Source organism: Candidatus Hartigia pinicola (assembly GCA_020541205.1).
Classification (GTDB): Bacteria; Pseudomonadota; Gammaproteobacteria; order Enterobacterales; family Enterobacteriaceae; genus Hartigia; species Hartigia pinicola.
In genome coordinates this window covers 1,376,562-1,397,250 of the sequence record CP048208.1, presented here as the reverse complement: position 1 = coordinate 1,397,250, position 20,689 = coordinate 1,376,562, and the positions used below count along the sequence as shown (strand labels likewise).

Sequence of the window (20,689 nt, the reverse complement as noted above, 5' to 3'; positions counted from 1 at the left end):
GCGACCTTGCTAATGGTTATTAATGATTACTGATACCCGACATAGGCGTCGGGTGGTTTCTACGCCTGTGTCGGCATGTTAAGGTACAATCAATGGCAAAACGAGATTTTTATGAGGTTTTATCCCTCCCAAAAAATGCTTCTACAAAAGAGGTCAAACGCGCATATAAGCGTTTAGCAATGCAATATCATCCTGATCGTAATCAGAATAATAAAGATGCATCAGAAGCGAAGTTTAAAGAAATCAAAGAAGCATATGAAGTACTTTCTGATGAAAAAAAGCGTGCTGCATATGATCAGTATGGTCATACCGCCTTCGAACAAAGCGGAGCAGGTAGTGGTGCTGATTTTAGTGATATCTTTGGAGATGTTTTCGGTGATATTTTTGGAAATGGTCGAAGACAACAACGCTCAAACCGTGGTTCTGATCTACAGTATAACATGGATTTAACTCTTGAAGAAGCTGTTCGTGGAGTAACAAAAGAGATCCGTATCCCGACATTAGAAGCTTGTGATATTTGTTATGGAAGTGGTGCAAAACCAGGTACTAGTGCTGATAAGTGTTTGACTTGTAATGGTATAGGGCAAGTTCATATGCGTCAGGGTTTTTTTTCTGTACAACAACCTTGTCCAACTTGTCATGGTCGAGGTAAGGTGATCAAAACCTTATGTAATAAATGTCATGGACATGGTCGTGTTAAATGCTACAAAACCTTATCTGTTAAAATTCCTGCTGGAATTGATACAGGGGATCGAGTGCGTTTATCTGGCGAAGGTGAAATGGGAGAAAAAGGTTCGCAATCAGGCGATATCTTTGTCCAAATACAAGTACTACCACATAACATCTTTGAGCGTGATGGCAATAATTTACATTGTGAAATACCGATTAATTTCACAATTGCTGCGCTAGGGGGTGAAATGGAAGTTCCCACTCTTCATGGTCGAGTAAAACTTACAATTCCTCCTGAAACTCAAACAGGTAAGATTTTCCGCATAAAATGTAAAGGCGTAAAATCTATTCGTGGTGGTTTGCAGGGAGATTTAATGTGTCATACTGTTGTTGAAACGCCAGTAAAACTTAATGAAAAACAAAAGAAATTACTCAAAGAGTTTGGTGAATCATTAGGCGGCACAAGTGGTGAAAAAAATAGTCCTCGCTCTAAAAGTTTTTTAGATGGTGTGAAAAAATTTTTTGATGATTTAACTAATAAATAATAAAGATGAATTAGGAAATACCTACTGAATTAGTAGGTATTTTTTCTAAAAACGATCTTTATTAACATCTTTGATTGCTTTGCATCTATGTTGTAGTGTTAATAAGCTATTGTAGATTTGACGCGATCTTTATTAATATTGTATCAATGTAATTGACTGTTAATCGAATATTCGAAATATTAAAGAATAAAATCACTTAATCTAAAATAGATAATTTTATTATTTTTTTATTATATCGTATTTTTTAATAACTGATTTAATGTTTAAATATGACTATTTTCATAGATTCTATTTTAATAGAATAAAGTTTATAATATTAATGTTATGAAGAAAATATAAAAGATGAAGCTTTTAAGCTTTTTTGTTTAGACAACGAAAATATATATGTTAACAAAAAATAATTTATATTTACTTGTTATATATACTTGCGTGTATATTCAAGCGTGCTTATTAATAATAATGTTATCCTAACTGTTTCTAAAAAGAATTTTGCATATTAGTATTATAAACTTTTGAAAAGAAAAATCATTAGAAATAATAGTTAAGTAAGCAAGATCAGGTGTTAAAATACAGTTATCAATATGCTTCGTAAGAGGTGTGAGAATACTAATATTCTTTAGCGATCCTTAGTGCCTGCAAAAAATAAAAATTCAAATAAAGTTCATGAAAATCTTGTAATGTAAATAAAACAATTTTCAGTATGTAATGATATGTTGCAGTAAAAACTAGTTATCTAAATTATATCATTATAATTACAATCAGATTGTATTGTAGATAAGAAGGTGAATTTGTATAATTTAGTGTATACGAATAATCATTGTACTATCTGAATGAGTATATAAATAACCACAGAGTATTCAAGTAAAAACATGTTCGATTGTGTTTATTATATACTAGATGTGAATATTGAAATAGCAAAACTTAATCAATATATTTAAGACGTTTATTAAGTATTCAGTTTTTTAATATGTCTTACATTAATTAAGAAAGTCCGTTATATAGAGGAACCTTAGAGACTACTTGAATATCTGCTATTAGTTTATTGCATTAATGTTGATTATTTTATTATTGCGAACAATATTCAAAAAGTGCTAATAACTTAGAAAATGCTTTTATCTTTAATATTAAGTTTTTATGATCACTAATAAAGTTAAAGTTTAGTGATATTAATAGTAAAATTTTCAATGAGCTTACACTCTGTAAACTTTTTAGACACAGATAGTAAAATACATTTATTCTATTTCAAAAAAATTCTTAGTTTTTCATGAAGTCGATTTGAGAAAATAGATTTTTTACTTAGTTTGTTTTAAAGTACATTTAAGATAATCAGAAAAGCATATTAATATATTGATATGTTTTGGTGTTACTTTAGTAGTAAAAAAAATCGTATTTAGTATTAATATAAAAGCACTTTTACTTTATGTTACGTTACTAATTTCGAGATATATCTAAATGTATTTTTATCAATGTTCCGGCATAGTTTTACAAAAGCCATCATACGTATTGTATAAATTTATTTAATATCGTAAAAATTTTACGAATAGTATAAATTTAATAACTATAATACCTTTTAAATATAAAGGTACTGTTGTTAATTTACTTATCAATATAATGAAAATATTAGTTTAATATTAATTTTTTATTATATTTAATTTTTGTTTATAGGTAGTAAAATACTATATTCTGAATATAGATTTATGACCATATATAATGAATACACTACATAAATTTCTCATTTCACAGTTTAGAATAGTAATATACGACATTTTTTCTGAGAAAATTATTTTTAAAGCTCTTGTACTATCAATGGCTTTTGAGTATATATAAGTTTACACAATATATCTCATATATATAAAATTATTAAAAAAATGATATGTTTTTTAGATCCCAGAAACAGGGTTAGTATTTCAATATTTATTGATTTATCTTGATATGATAAGCGAATTTAATTCTGAGAGGATATGTGATCAGAATGACCGGTTAAAACATGTTTTACATGGGTTTTGATTATAATTAAATAAAAGTAATAGCTATTGAAACTTTTAGTTTTATAAAAATGAATTATATATTTTAAGGTGTATTATCTATTATATGAGCATAATATTTACTATTTAGTATTTGATACATATTCATATAATAAGTCTGACATAAAAGCATACACTTATTATATTATAAATTTTAGATTGATTATATATACTCTCAATACAAAGTGTGTGCTGATTAGATTTTTTGGTTGGTTAGTTATATATAATTTCAGTTATTTAAGTATTAAGAAATGGTATAGTTAATCTGTGATGTTGTTGACATGTTCAAAAATGAAGTTCAAAAAAGAATAAAATTTTAGTTTTTCGATCTTAATTGTAATTCTCTTTATTCTATTTAGAATACCTATAAATAAAATATTTTTAGTTATCCGAAATAAAATCTTTACCTCTAAAATAATTATAATCAATATACAATATTAACAATAAGATTAGATGATCAATGAATTTAAGTAAGAATAGCTTAATTTATTCTATTTTGTTAGTTTTTAATTTATGAATAAAATGCTATTACAATGCCGCAATGACTATAGACGTAGTTTAATCTTATAATCATAAGATAATTTTTTAGATTTATTACAGTAAGAATGTTTTTAATGAAATAATCTAGTGTTAATTTTTGTTAGTCATCGTCTAAATAATCTGTGACTAAAATGTTGAGAATAATGTTATTTATTAATTTTAATAACATGTTGTTTTAGTGTAAAACGTACTTACTTGGATCTGAAATATAATTTATGATGTAATAGCCTAAAAATAGAATAAGAATAAAGGAATTTCGTGCATAGTATATATGCAATTCCTTTTATTGTATTACTGTATACAGTAAATATATTTAAAGCAGAGAAGTACGTTAAAGTTTAGCTACGAGATTGTGTTAAAGAAAAACATTATGTAATTTTTAAAGCGTATTATTTACTTTATAAAAATTTAGAGTTTTGTAATAGAGAGCTTTCGAATTTATTTTCAGTACTATTTAAATACTTCACTAGAAAAATTAACAGATAAAAACCGGCATAAACCGGTTTTTAAACTAAATCAAAAATCAAAATTACATTACTTTAATTTGAGTAGATAAGTTAGCTTTATGACGTGCAGCTTTATTTTTATGAATTAGACCTTTAGTAGCATGACGATCAATAATAGGTTGCATGACTTTAAATGCTCTCTGGGCCTCTTCCTTGTCGCCATTAAAGATAGCAAGGTAAACTTTCTTGATAAAAGTACGTACCATAGAACGACGACTGGCGTTGTGCTGACGACGTTTTTCAGATTGTATAGCACGTTTCTTAGCTGATTTGATATTAGCCAAGGTCTAGACTCCTAAATTATATTTTATTAAGTATCATTTAAAGACTGAGGGGTATGAATCTTCAGTCTTTATGTATCAATAAATTGGCGTTAAGTAACGTTTATGTACTGCAGCGTAGATAGATGTCTAAATAGTATTAGCATATTTATTACTGATAAGCCAGAAGAATAAAGATTTTTTTACTACAGGAAAAGCTGTTCGTTTAAGATAAAATATCTTTTTGAATATAAAATTTAGTTAAAATCATGATATCATATTACAATATGAGTAATCATTTTTAATTAGAATCTGATAATAATTTGTCTTGATTTATTGATGACAGGTGGGAATAGTGAGACTTTTTCGAGAAAACAGAAAATTTATTACACTAATAATCTATTGTTTATTAAAAATTTCCAATTTTTAATATGTTTATCGGGATGTATGCCGATAACATAAAATGTTTTTTGTAAAATGATTTTCATTTACACATATAGTCATAATCTAAAGTATTAATCGCTTTATTGTGCATTGCTACTAAAATCTATTTAATGTTTCTATAAAAATACTTTAAAATGATTTTTATTGGGCGACAGTTTTTCTAAACATTCATATCAATAAGGCCGTTAAGACATTCGGCGTATACCTCAGTACTTTTATTTACAGGAAAATTCATTAATGATTTTTATTTATGAAAACTCTATCGTTGCTAAAATTATAAAGATAACATCTTTCATCTCTAGTACAATTTCTGGTTTTTATATCAAACACTTTACTCGAATCATTATTTTTCACGAAGTGTATTCGCACTTTGAATGCTTTTTAAATCTATGAGTATAAAAATTACGTTTATGTTGCGAATATAACTAACGATAAATTTCTAATTATATTATTTTTTAATACCTGAATCAGTAGGTTTAACTAAATTTTATGGTTTTTTAACATTGTCAATTATGCAAAACGACTTACTTACACATTCTTTTCAGAGAAGTCTCTAGAGATATATGCATCACTGTGATTTAATGTTTATATTATCAACTCAGTCTACAAAATACTTTATACGCATTTAATTGATTAACATCTGTATGCTTTAAGTTTTTAAGGAGCTAATATGTAATTTTTTGAAATATTGTCTACTATTACCTAGTGATATAGGTTTTTATGCCTATATAATACATGAAAAATTATACTTTAAAAAGTATAAATATTTTTCAGCGTTAATGATTGCGATGTTTCTCTTGTGTATAACTGTCGATAAAAGGAATCAAAGAAGTATAAATAAAATACATAGATCGAGATCATGTTAAGAGAATGCGATAGTTTTCAGTTCATATTTTACTTAACTTTTAAAAAAGATGATAGTCTATTTTTTAGTGAAACAATAAGAATATAATTAATAATCATATCTATAATAAAAACTTAGGATAAGATTAGTTAGTTTGTGCAGAAAAACTATATAAGGTAGTTATTAAAAATAATTTTTTAATTTATTATTATTATTTTAATTAATCATGTTGCTACGTTTCTAATATGTTAACAAGTTATCACTAAACTAATAAATCTAAAGAATTTATAAAAAAAACATCATGAAAATTATAGCATAATTAATTATGGAAAATCTTGATACATTGGTTCAACACATGGTTATTATTCATAATAAATAGCAATTTAATAATTGAGATAATTTTTCAAGAATTAATATATTTATACTTTCTTGTAGTTGAGAGATTAGAGTGGTATTTATTGATTATCATCTTAATTAAATGTTTATTAAATTTTACCAAAAGATATTTGAATAACTTAATATTGAAAAATGTTTAAGATATATCATCCTGATATTTCTAATATATTTATGAGGTATATTATTATACTTTTGAGGTTTTGCGAACTATGAGACACAAAGATACTGATTTTCTTAAAATGTTTAGAATAATATTTGCAAGCATCTTATTTTATATCAAGATTTTTAAGTAAGCATGAATTTAGAGAATATATGTTTCTTTTTTTAAAAAATGTATACTAAATTTCTATCTCGTTAACAAACGAATAAGTCTCATGTTGATAATAAGTTTTTCTTTGTTTGCAGAATACTGTAACAGTATTATTTTTATTTTTAAAAATTATATTGTATAATACAATTAAAATAACACAAGCCTAAAAAGGTTAAAGTTAAAAATAAAATGTATGAGTATTTAACTTAAGAACTGTCATCTACGCATATACAGTCATAACCTAGAAGCCAGTATAATGTTCTTCAGCTGGATAATGATTTTTCATAAGTCTTCTTTCTTGATCTCTTAAAATTAAATGCGTTATCAATAATAGATTCCCATTACTGAAGTTTTACTCTACTAGATGATAAAAATGAAGAATAAATTTTTTTACTATTATATATTTCGCAGAAATACTGAAATTAACTGAAGAAATATATAATAGACTTATTAAGTTATATATTTAAGAGTAATCTTTAATGAGTTATTATTTAATGATTTTATTCATTCTATAATATTCCAAAATTAATCTACGTAAAATTTAATATTCAAAAAGATTGTTTTTTGATTTCATCATTTTAAAATCTTTAGTCTGTTATTATAGATAAAAATAAACGATTTTTATAGTTTTCATAACTATAATTATATTAAATAATATAATTTATTTATAAATGATAAATCAAGATATTTTTTGGTAGAATGGTAAATAAATACCTAGATTTAAGGGGGGTATGATTTCAGTATTATATTTATAATAGGCATTAAAAGGTAATGTGTGATAAGTGCATATCATCAAATTAATTTATGTATCTTAAAATGAACGTATTGTTGCAATGATATCTTTAAAATATTTATCAAATCTTAAATTTAACCAAACAAAGATCTAGTTGCGTTAAAAAAAAGTAGCTAACGTGTTTTATTGAAAAATATCATAATTATTTATGAGTATATTTAAAATCGTTTTTAAACATAATGGTTATATGTATTTTCTCAGAATAAAAAATTTTGCAATAGTGCCCGTGTGTCAAAAAATATTTTTTGAAAGTAACTGTTGTTCCTTATAAGCTTAAAAGTATATTTCTCTTTTCTTGCAGTTAATTTGTATCAGATATTTTATTTATTGCGGTATAGATGTAAAAATAATTATGAGTTAGAAATATTAATATTGATGGTTTTGAAAAAAGTTCCGAATATTATTGTGCGCACTTTTAAAAAAATGCACTATAAGAAATAAAGTTTATTTTTATTTAGTCGGAATTAAAACTATATTTAGTAAAATCTTTTTATTATGTATTAGAATATTGACATTACTTTATGGTTATTGATTAAAAATCCTTTAGAATGTTGATATGAGATTCTAAATAAGATGATCAACTTCAAATTCAATGAGTACTTATGATCGAAAAGAACAGTTTATTTTATGCAATAATTATAACAATAAATCATATAATAGAACGAAAAGTTGCTGTCATTATTTTAGTTTCTGAAAATATTTATATTAGTAAAGAATGTTTTAGCATATCGGTGACATGAGGAAATGTTTTAGATGGCATACGCTATATACTAAATGAAATGATATGAATGTAGAGAAGTGTAATAAATTCAATATTTTTAATTGAATTTCTTAATATCATAGTGATTAAATATACTAGATCGTTGTCAATATGTTTTTAAATATAAAATAATAGTGAAAATATTTAAATAACTGGATTGAATTAATTTAACATTTCTTTTTTCTATTTCGTAAAATATTAAAGAGCTCTTTTAGATAGTTAGAATATATTATTATAGTATTTAAGTAATATAAAATATACAACAATTTTTCTTATAATAATACTGTTGCGTTTTTTTACTGAACTATTCTGATTTTTATAGTTATAATTAACATATACTTGTATTATACCTCATGATGAGAGAGATTTTAAATTAATCACGAATTGTATAACTCTGTTATTTAAGATACTATTTTATATAAAATAATTGAAAATTTATGTGAAGTGTAAGCGGTAAGTTGTTTTTCTGCTTATTTAAAAATAAAATTTATTAGTAGGAATGTAGAATTTACTACAACTGAAAGTAGTAACAGTGTACATTATTTTTTCAAAAAATATATACTAGTATGTATAGCATAAAATAATTGAATTATATACTATAAATAATTCAGAACGTTTTTACGTGAGAATAAGAGCAATACAAAAAGTATATAATTCGGCAATTAGAAAATCTCATACTACATTTTAGTATAACAGATATATAAATATACATGAAAAATGTAACGTTCTATTTATTGGATACTAATTTTACGCACACAGGAGTAGAAGCTCATGAGTTGCTTGCTTGTGAGATTGCGTCGAAAATGTGGCGGAATGGAAAGCGAGTCTTGCTAGCATGTGATACTTCTGAGCAAGCAGAAAAACTAGATGAAGCACTCTGGGCAAGAGAGCCTCATCGGTTTATTCCTCATAACTTAGTTGGTCAAGGACCCATTCATGGGGCACCGATCGTACTTTGCTGGCCTAATCAACGGGATAATACTCAGAGAGATATACTGATTAGTCTTCAAAGTCAGTTTTCGGATTTGTCTACAGTTTTTTATGAAGTCATAGACTTTGTTCCGCTTGATCAAACTTTAAGACAGTTGGCGCGTGAACGATATAAATTTTACCGTAGCATTGGCTTTAATGTAACTATGGCAACTTGCGCCGACTAATTGAATACGATAATTACAAATGAAAAAAAAAATTAATAATGCTATTTTTGAGCTTTTGTTAGAAAAAAGCTATAACCCTGCAAAAATTGAGGAATTATTATACTCTTACTGGGAAAAAAGTGGTTATTTTAAACCTCATGGCGATACTAGTCATGATAGTTTCTGTATTGTTATGCCACCACCAAACATTACAGGTAATTTGCATATGGGTCATGCTTTCCAACACACAATTATGGATATTATGATTCGTTATAAGCGTATGCAAGGTAAAAATACGTTATGGCAAACAGGAACTGACCACGCAGGCATCGCCACGCAAATGCTAGTTGAGCGTAAAATTGCCTCTGAAGAAAGTAAAACTCGTGATGATTATGGTCGTGATTTATTTTTTGATAAAATTTTGCAGTGGACAGAAGAAGCAAGAGAGACTATCTCTCGACAAATTCGTCGTTTAGGTAATTCTGTTGATTGGGATCGTGAATGTTTTACAATGGATGAACGTTTATCAAAATCAGTTACAGAAGCTTTTTTGCGCTTATATAAAGATAACTTAATTTACCGTGGTAAACGTTTAGTGAACTGGGATGTAAAATTGCATACCGCGATTTCTGATCTTGAAGTTGAAAACCGAGAAATCAAGGGATCAATGTGGTATCTATGCTACCGACTTGCTGATGGAGAAAAAACAGTAGAAGGTAGAGACCATCTTGTAGTGGCAACTACTCGCCCAGAAACTATGTTGGGTGACACTGCTGTTGCTGTTCACCCAAAAGATCTTCGCTATAATAATTTGATAGGTAAAAAAATTGTTGTACCTTTAGTTAATCGTTATATCCCAATTATTGGTGATGAATATGTTGATATAACAAAAGGAACGGGTTGTGTTAAGATTACTCCCGCTCATGATTTTAATGATTATGAAATCGCTAAACGTCATAAGCTGCCAATCATCAACGTACTAGATTTAAACGGACATATTCTTAGAAAAGCAGAAGTCTTTGATACCAAAGGAAATCCATCAAAAATTTATACTACAAAACTGCCTGAAGTTTATCATGGCATGGAACGTTTTTCTGCACGTAAAATAATAGTCAAAACATTTAAACAACTTGGTCTTTTAGTCGAAGTGAAACCTTACGTTTTGACTGTGCCTTATGGTGATCGTAGTGGTGGTATCATTGAACCGATGCTAACTAATCAATGGTATCTTCGTACTAAAATACTGTCTGAAAATGCAATTAAAGCAGTTGAAGATGAAAGTATTAAGTTTGTTCCTAGTCAATATAAAAACATGTACTACTCTTGGATGCGTAATATTCAAGACTGGTGTATTTCGCGTCAGTTATGGTGGGGTCACCGAATTCCTGCATGGTATGACGACCAAGGAAACATTTATGTTGGACGTGATGAAGATGACGTGCGCTGTGAAAATCATCTTAATGATGATATCATTTTGCGGCAAGATGATGATGTGCTAGATACTTGGTTTTCTTCTAGTTTATGGACGTTTTCGACACAAGGCTGGCCTGATAATACAGAAGAATTAAAAATTTTTCATCCCACAGATGTTTTATTAAGTGGTTTTGATATTATTTTCTTTTGGATCGCCCGCATGGTTATGCTGACTATGTATTTTATTAAAGATCAAAACGGTGTACCTCAAGTACCATTTAAGACTGTCTACGTAACTGGCCTTATTTGTGATGAAGAAGGCCAAAAAATGTCGAAATCTAAAGGAAATGTTATTGATCCACTAGACATGATTGATGGCATTTCACTGAAAGATTTATTGCAAAAGCGTACTGAAAATATGATGCAACAACAATTAGCTGAAAAAATTGTTCGACGTACTAAAAAAGAGTACCCAGAAGGCATTAAAGCACATGGTACTGATGCGTTGCGCTTTACCTTGACTGCTCTAGCTTCAACGAGTCGTAACATTAACTGGAATATGAAGCGTCTTTCTGGTTATCGTCACTTTTGTAATAAACTATGGCATGCTAGTCGATTTGTTTTAATGCATACAGAAAACAAAGATTGTGGTCAAAATAGTGGTAAGATAAGTTTCTCATTAGCTGATCGTTGGATTCTAACACAACTCAATCAAACAGTAAAAGCATATCGTGAAGCGCTTGATACTTATCGTTATGACATTGCTTCAGGTATTATATATGATTTTATATGGAACCAATTTTGTGATTGGTATCTTGAACTAGTTAAACCAGTTATTTATAAAGGCAGTGAAACTCAACTTCGTGCAATTCGTTTCACTCTAATTGAAGTATTAGAAAGTCTACTACGTCTTGCGCATCCCATTATTCCGTTTATTACTGAAAGTATCTGGCAGCGTGTAAAAGTGCTTAAAGGAATTAATGCAGATACCATTATGCTGCAACCATTCCCTACATTTGATAGTGCGATAATAGATGAGTTAGCGTTAAGTGATATGTCATGGATAAAAGAAGTGATTATTGCTATTCGTAACCTCCGCACGGAAAGTAATATCGCACCTGGACAATTAATTGATGTGAAATTACGTAGCACATCAAAAAATGTAAAACGTTGTGTTTCTGAAAATCAAAACCTTATTCAGTCAATGGCGCGTCTTGAAAGTATTACAATACTCACTAATACTGAAACAGCTCCTATCTCAGTGAGTAAGTTAGTCCATGATTGTGAAGTATTAATCCCAATAGCTGGTCGGGTTAATAAAGAGAATGAGTTAGCTCGCCTTAATAAAAATTTACAAAGAATAAGTAAAGAAATTGCTTCTATTGAAGACAAACTCTTAAATGAAAGATTTATTAACTGTGCGCCCATTGATGTAGTTAAAAAAAAACGTAAAAACTTAGCTGAAAAAATTACAGCTAAAAGTAAATTAGAAGCGCAGAAAGTAGCTATTACCTTAATATAATGTTTTTATGATAAGTATCTTTAAACATTTTATTTAAAGCTCATTAATCATGTAACACATCTTTTATTTTTATTATTAAGATTAGAGAGATTTTTGTTTAAAATTTGTAGTGTTATTAATTGCGCCAGTGCTTATTCATAGTGATATGATAATTGACTTTTTATAGCTTTATAACTTACTTTCTAACTGTCAATTTAAATGATTTTGAGCATAAAAATTAATAATCTTAGAAAATATTTGAATATCCTTAAGAAAGGATGTATTACAGTTGTATCTTGATGTTTCTTTTTAATTTTCTATTTATTGGATAATAAAATACAATAAAAGAATTTGACACAGAAAGAAAGTAACTAAAATAATTAATATAATTTAATATTATATCCTTTTATATTGGTTATAAATTGTATAGTATATTTATACATTATACTAAGTGTATAGGTGATAGTTTTACGTTATTAGTGTCTGTGAGTAATAATATAGCTGAGTTAGAATAATCTATTTTGTCTACTTTAAATATTTATTTCATTTAAAAATTTTTATAAATATTATGATTTAATGTATTATTTTTGGTATAAGACGTTCAATGTAATATTGAGCATAGTCGAGAAACATTTAATTAATTAAAATCTTGTTGCTTAGAAATTTCCAATGTTATTTTTACAAGAATGTGGATGTGTATAAGGTGTTTTATATATTATTGTTTTTCTAAAAAAACATGCATCAGTGGAATATTCTTTTTAACCACTCTTTTAAAAAGAGTTCTATATATTAGCAATGGTAATCTTTCAGAAAGAAAAACTATTCATAATATCACTAAACGTACTTAAAAATATTAACAATGATGATTGTTGACAGTATAGATCAATACTTATCAAAATTTGATCATATACTTGAATGTTATATCTAAAATGTTCATGAACGTTTGTATAGATCTTAAAATATCTATTATTTTAGTAAAATTTTGAAGCATTGAAGAATACATTAGAGTAGAGATTTAAGATCTACCTCATATAATTACAGAAAACGACAGATAGCATCAGAGACAAAAAAGAAATTTTAATAATTTTAAACCTTTTAAAAATAATTTTTATTTTTGAATAATATATTCAAGTAAATGAATAATATTATATAAGTGATCAATGTTTTTAATATTGTTTCACATATCCTGTGTATCATCTTAATTTATTAAGATGAAAAAAATAATATATTCAATATATTAGATATCATTCTTAAGTTTTTTGGGTTGTTAAATTTATATTAGATTTATTGAAAATCCTTCTTAATATAAAAAGAAGTTGAGAAATATATAAATATTTTGTTTCAGTTTGGTACTTTAATTTTATATTATTATTGTGTAGAAAATATTTGAAAGCTACTTTGAGTAAGTAGTAAAAAAGAATAGAAAATAAAGTAATAATTATTTTTATGCTTACCTATAAAATACATGCATCTCTAATAGTATATTAAGATTTAGTTGTATTTTAAAATATATTTCTAATAGTTTGAATAAATAAGCTACTTTCCAATATTAATCTTAGTTCAGTACGATGATAGAAATATTTTAATGAAACTATTAAAATAGATATAATGATTTCTGCTGAGACTAAACTGATTATTAGTTTATATTATTTTCATTTGTGAATAAGTTAGAAGTTGAATTACACTTCAATGTGTTTGTAATGATTTAAATTTATAATAGACATGATCATTAGTTTTACTAGAATTATAAACAATACAATATATTAAATTAAATTTTACTAAATTTTATAGCATTTAATTCTAAATTCTATTATATTTACTTAACAAAGTAAAATAATTTGAATATTTCATTTAAAGGGATAATAAATTTATATTTAAAGTATATGATAATGGAATTAGTCTTCTTAATCTCATAATTTAAATAAAACATTACAATAGATATGTAGATAAAGAATAAGATTAATAAACTTCTATCTTTATACTTTTTATTTTGGTACTTCTTTTTTAAAGAAAATACATTTAATTGTCAATAAAGTAAGAATTATTATTCATTATATATTTTAATATCTTATTTTTTTTGAAAATTTTGGATTAAATATACTAGCAGAGCATGCAGTGTTTAAAAATTTAGAGAATACGATTTGTATAATATGTAACTCGTATAAATGTTTTAGTTATTAAGATAAAATTTTATGTTATTAGCTATTTAATTTTTTCACATGATGAGATGAGTATTGTATTTTAGTTTAATAAGCATATTAAGTATCTTTTTTAAACGAAAGTGTTCTATATTAAAAAATGATAGGTTATATAAGTACATGGAGTTAGTTGTTTTGCAAGTAAATTACTTAGTATTGTTTTTCGTAATAAAAATATAATAAAAGTTAGATTAATGTACTAAAATATATATGAAAATGTTTTTTTGATTGTCTGATATTTGGTTATATTTTTACTTAACTCAAAAATGAGTTTGTTAATTGAATATTTTAAGGATAAGATTGAAAGTATATAATTGATTGTATTTACTTTGAAAGTGTTTTTATTATTTTTTGATAGAACCGTGATTTATTAGTCATAGTACTGTGTAAACTATTCGCGTTTACTCTGATTTAGTATCATGTCATACTATAAGTATTTTTACTAGAATTATTGTTTTTTAATGAGTTATCTATGCATGTCTAATAGTTTTTACATAAATAATGATCTAATAGTATATTATTATTTTGATTTATACTGATATATATACACTCAATTATATTTTAAAAGTTTTTTAAATAAGTCAAGCTATATTTTAATGAGTTTATTTCTAAAGTTTATACTGCTAGTATAAAATGATTTTGCTAGGAAAATAATGGGACATATGTGTCATTGTGTATGTGTTTATGAATATATTTTAGTGCTAGTAGATTGTAGCGTCCAGCGTTAAATTTATCTAAATATCATTGACAATGATTAAATTAACTTGTTTTTATTATTATTTTTTCTTGACGCGATGTGGAATCACTACTATCAACTTTATTATCCTATTAAAATTTTAAGTATATATATTTTAATAATTTATTAAATTTTCACAAACGTAATTGAAGATAAAGACAAAGATTATAAAAAAATTTAATTTTTATTAAGAAATTATGTGTCGATAACTGAGAAAGCTAAAATGTAAATCTTTCACATAAGAATAATAACAAAAAATTAAAAGTCTTTTTTATTGGTTTTATATATAACTCATTCAAACTAAATAGTTAATTTTACTAAAAAGTGTTTTTAATAAAGAGTTATAAATTATTTTTAAGTGATCCTTACAATTAGTAACCTATGTTAACAATTGTTTATAGAACATCTATAAACATGTTGTTGAATAAAAGACTGGTATTTTAGTGTAGATTGTAAAAAATAAATTATTGTACATTAGCCTTCATGATGTTGTTATTGGTAATCTTTATAGTGTATTAGTAATCTCTTTTTGAGAGTAATATTAAGTTTACGATTTTCGAAAAAAATCTATATATTAAATTTTATTCACGTCATAATATATGATCGTTTGAATGATTATGTATAAAAATATATTTCATTATTTTCTAGTTTTTTTAGACGAAAATTGATAGATTAGCGAACTAATTTAGATTCTAGAAAATAATTTTAATATCGGCATGTGTCAATGTATAATTGAGCGTTCTTTTTACATAACTATAGAAAATAATCATTAAGATTAGTAAGTAATATTAATTTTTATCGTTCGTAATAGAAATTACTAATTCCAATATTACTCTAAAATATTATAATTATTAATTTAATTTATTTTTCTGTATGGTATTTATTAATCATTGTCTTTAAACAAACTCAAAACAATCATTATCTTTAATAATTAGTACAAATTATCATTATTAATAATATTCTGAATGTACATAATAAATTATTTATAATAATGATGCTATAAACTATATATTAAATAGAATATTTATTAGTTTTTATAAATATTACTTCTATTTATATTAAAAAAACTCACAATATTAGTATAGATTATCAATGATCATGATTTATTAATCAGTCTGAAATTATAATACATAGCTGATTGTATTACTATTAAAGAAAAATTTTTAACATTCTAACTTATATAATGATTATGTATTTTAAAGTAAGAGTACTATTGTACTAATTTAGATAGAATCGCACGGTTTCTTTCTACGATAAGCAATAAGTTTTTATAAACGTAGTAAAAGTTTTATATTTTTATTAAGTTAAAACAGTTTGAATATCTATCAATTTTAACAATTCCAATAAATAACTTTTTATAAATTTAAAAAAATTAATCGAGAATTCATTGTTCTTTATTCATAAGCTATTGATCACTTTCGCTATCAACAAACCTATATAAAAGATATAATTATCGATTATCATAGACAGAATAGTTAGCATAAATTTATGAACAAAAAACAATGATCGTCAAAAAAATATTATTTACAATTTTTATATAGGATATGCGTATTATAATATTTAATAATATCATTAGCATTTGTATAATTTGGTATGTATTTTATCTAATTATATTCAATAAATTTTATATGAATTCATGATAGGTTTAAGAGCTGAAGAAATTTTTAGTGTTTTTTTTGAGTATCTAAGTATATTTTGATGATGTGATGAAAATGTATTCTTGATCGTAGAATAAATAAGAGTTTATTTTAAAAAAAATGAAAGTAGTGATAATTATAGTTTAAGTATTAATGATATGAAAATACTAGAATTTTTATGGATCTCTGTTTGTGCTATTTGTAATTAAATGGTAATTTTCTTGCTATAATAAGTTGTTAATGCAAAGCGATGTTATCTCATGATTTACTTTATTAAAAACAACAAGAATAATTGCATAAAGGAAGTTCGTTAATAATGAACATTGCACAAGACATGAATTTATCTGTATTACATCGTGAATACAACAAAGATAGATTAAGGCGAGTTGATTTAACACCTGAACCAGTTACATTATTTGCGTCATGGTTAAAACAGGCTTTTGATGCCAATGTAAGTGATCCGACAGCAATGTCTGTTGCAACAGTGGATAAAACAGGACAGCCTTATCAGAGAGCTGTATTGTTAAAATTTTTTGATGAAAAAGGATTAATTTTTTACACTAACATGATGAGTCGTAAGGCTCAGCATTTATATAAAAATAATAAAATTAGTGTTCATTTTTCATGGTATGAACTAGAACGTCAAGTGAATTTTTTAGGTGTAGTTGAATGTTTAAACTCGATTGAAGTCATAAAATATTTTCATAGTCGCCCAAGAGATAACCAAATCGCAGCTTGGGCTTCGCAACAATCACTCAAGATCTCAGATCGTAGTATTTTAGAAGGAAAATTTTTAGAATTTAAACAAATATTTCATAATAAAAAAATTCCTCTTCCAAGTTTTTGGGGAGGTTTCCGTATAGTATTTAATAACGTTGAATTTTGGCAAGGTAGAGCAACTCGATTACATGACCGTTTCGTTTATCAACGTGAAAAATATGGTTGGAAAATAGATAGATTAGCACCTTAATAAACTACGTTTCACTGGTTTTTCATTACTATATGTTTTATTTTTTTTAAGTTAATTTACAATAATTAATAATTTATAGGTATAATATTAGTCATTTTGAAACCTCAGAATAGTCTAGATAAAATAAATAAAGAATATCAACTGATGGAGTTATTAATGTCTAGTAATAATCTAATGAAAACATTAAGAGAGCGTGGTCTTATTGAACAGATAACAAATGAGAATGTATTATCAGAAAGATTAACACAAGGTCCCATTGCTCTCTATTGCGGATTTGATCCCACTTCTGATAGTTTGCATTTAGGACATTTGGTTCCTTTGTTGTGTTTAAAGCGATTTCAGCTAGCTGGTCATCACCCTGTAGCATTAGTCGGAGGTGCAACAGGTCTAATTGGTGATCCTAGTTTTAAAGCTTCTGAGCGTAAATTAAATACTGTAGATATTACTCAAAAGTGGGTAGTAAAAATCTGTAATCAAATTTTGTTTTTTTTAAGTGTTGATGATAGTGACAGTAGCGCAAAACTTGTTAACAACTACGATTGGTTTAAACAAATGGATATGCTGACTTTTTTACGTGATATTGGTAAGCATGTTTCTGTTAAAAATATGATCAATAAAGAAGCCATTAAACAACGTTTGAATCGTGATGATTTAGGGATTTCTTTCACTGAGTTTTCTTATAATCTTCTACAAAGCTATGATTTCGTCAATCTTAATAAAAAACATAAGGTTGAATTACAAATTGGTGGTTCAGATCAATGGGGTAACATCATTTCAGGTATAGACCTTACTAGGCGTTTAAATCAAAATCAAGTATTTGGCATGACTCTTCCTCTTATTACTACAACAGATGGAAAAAAATTTGGTAAAACAGAGAGTGGGACGGTATGGCTTGATCCTAAGAAAACAAGCCCATATAAATTTTATCAATTTTGGATTAACACTGCCGATTCTGACGTGTATCGTTTTTTAAAATTCTTTACTTTTATGGAAGTGACTGATATTAATAAGCTAGAACAAGAAGATAAAAAAAGAGATAAAGCTCCGCTTGCAAAATATATATTAGCTGAAAATGTAACTCGTTTAGTTCATCGAGATGAAGGTTTAGCTGCAGCACGTCGTATTACTGACAGCTTATTTTTTAGTGACATTTCTCATTTAAGAGAGTCAGATTTCGAGCAGCTTATACAAGATGGCATGCCATACATTATCTTAGAAGAGAAGGCAGATTTACAAGAAGCACTAGTTATTTCTAAATTAACTCCGTCTCGTGGTCAAGCAAGAACAGCGATCATTTCTAATGCTGTGTCAGTTAATGGTCAAAAAAAAAATGAGCCAAGCTATGTATTTAATAATAAAGATCGTTTGTTTCACCGTTTTACATTAGTTCGTCGCGGTAAAAAAGATTATTGTTTGATTAATTGGAGATAATTTTAATAACTACTATAAATATTAATAAACCTTTTTATATGGTTGTTAGTATTTATAACGATTGTTGAGGTGAGTAATTATTTAGGTGTTTTATTAACTGATATTATAATTTCTTAGTTTTTGCATAAGAAGTCTTCTATTAATATATTTTATATTTTTGAAGTATATAGAAAAAGAAGTGCTAGTATATTTTTTATATTATTGAGGCTTATATTTTAATGTTTAACACTTTTTTAATTTTTGAATTTTAAATGGTATTTCTAAGTTGGACAAGAATTTTTTCTTCTGCGTATTATTTAATAATACATTATTAGTATATGAGTAGAGGTAATAAATGCAGACTGTATAATACAGTATAATGTGATGATATTAATTTTGTCTGTAGAAGGAAATGAGAGTTTTTCGATTTGTAGCAAATAAACTTTATATTTTAAGAAACTTCTTTTTTTGTAATCTTTTTATAAAATAATATCAAGATCTATGTTTTTAGTACACAATATTTCTAAATTATTTTATCATTAGAGCTATAAAGTATTCATCTAATTATGTTAAATTTACTAGTATGAGTAACACTCTCTAGTGAAAAGTATTCTAACTTTTGAAAATAGTATAATCTTCACATGTTAATTATATTATGACAAGTTTAAGATTATTTAGTATTTGCATTGAAAATGTGTATGTTTAAAGAATGATTAATTTGAAATGATGTGAGTCATTTAATGATACGTTTAGCAGATATAATATGTTCTAGTAGATTGTAGTAAAAATTAGTGTATGTATTATAATGTAATGATTAGTTTTGTGTTAGTTAACTTTTCGTGCATTTATTGAGTATTTCTTTTCTAAAAATAACAAGATTAAATATTATTTAATAAAATGTAAGAGGGTATATAAATAATTTTTGAGCAATTTTTCACATATGAAGTATGTTCTTCTTATTGAATATAATTGAGATAATTCATACATAAAAAATGAAAGAAATTAAAATATTCAATGAATTAAGCATTGTTATTTTGAAAATTTCGCTAAATGTATAATGTACGCTCATATTAAAATATTTTATTAATAATATATACATACCCCTCAGTCTCTAATTGACGCTGTATATAGATAATTTATTTTATATATGCTAAAAGTTATTTCTACCTTTGGATATGTAGTTTTACTTAAAAGTATCTAAGTTCTTAATGATGTATTAAATAGTAGTTAATTAGATCTAATCTTGTATGCTAAAAAGTATATCAGTTAAATTATTATTTACATATATTTCAGTTATTAGTTTAATTGGTATAATTTACACGATAGTTGATTAGTAAAACACCAAGATTATAAATACCAATTATTCTTGGATAGGTTAGGGAATGATGAAAGTTTGAGTAAAAGGCTATATTTTGTTTAATAATGTTATTTATTGAGTTTGAACGGACAATTTCTAATTTGACAGTGAATACATTTTTGACTATGAATGAAACTTTATTTAATTCTTTTTTTGAATAATTTTGATAATTTAATTTTGAATAGTGATTGATAAAAATTATTAAGCAATAGATAAATTTTATTATTATTACCCTAACTA

Annotated in this window: 6 protein-coding genes; 5 read left to right on the top strand and 1 reads right to left on the bottom strand. The window is 25.8% G+C overall.

What is annotated here, in order from left to right; genetic code table 11:
• Positions 1–92: 92 nt before the first annotated feature.
• Complete coding sequence (dnaJ, locus tag GFV14_RS02635) at positions 93–1,214, top strand: molecular chaperone DnaJ (protein ID WP_457914125.1); 1,122 nt, start codon at positions 93–95, stop codon at positions 1,212–1,214.
• Between the two features lie 3,093 nt (positions 1,215–4,307).
• On the opposite strand, the gene rpsT is transcribed toward dnaJ, so the two are convergent.
• The gene (gene rpsT / locus GFV14_RS02630) at positions 4,308–4,568 is read right to left on the bottom strand and encodes a 30S ribosomal protein S20 (protein WP_457914124.1); all 261 of its coding nucleotides are present in this window, start codon (positions 4,566–4,568) and stop codon (positions 4,308–4,310) included.
• Between the two features lie 4,233 nt (positions 4,569–8,801).
• On the opposite strand from rpsT, the gene GFV14_RS02625 reads away from it, so the two are divergent.
• The 4 genes from GFV14_RS02625 to tyrS all read left to right on the top strand — a co-directional run bounded on the left by GFV14_RS02625 (position 8,802) and on the right by tyrS (position 19,113).
• Positions 8,802–9,248 (top strand): DNA polymerase III subunit chi, encoded by a 447-nt coding sequence (locus GFV14_RS02625; protein ID WP_457914123.1) that lies wholly within the window; start codon positions 8,802–8,804, stop codon positions 9,246–9,248.
• Positions 9,249–9,267: 19 nt separating this feature from the next.
• On the top strand, positions 9,268–12,162 hold the full coding sequence (locus GFV14_RS02620; protein WP_457914122.1) for a valine--tRNA ligase: 2,895 nt from the start codon (positions 9,268–9,270) through the stop codon (positions 12,160–12,162).
• Between the two features lie 4,866 nt (positions 12,163–17,028).
• Positions 17,029–17,682, top strand: a complete 654-nt coding sequence (pdxH, locus tag GFV14_RS02615) for a pyridoxamine 5'-phosphate oxidase (protein WP_457914121.1) — start codon at positions 17,029–17,031, stop codon at positions 17,680–17,682.
• A 156-nt stretch (positions 17,683–17,838) separates the two neighbouring features.
• On the top strand, positions 17,839–19,113 hold the full coding sequence (gene tyrS / locus GFV14_RS02610; RefSeq protein WP_457914120.1) for a tyrosine--tRNA ligase: 1,275 nt from the start codon (positions 17,839–17,841) through the stop codon (positions 19,111–19,113).
• Positions 19,114–20,689: the final 1,576 nt, after the last annotated feature.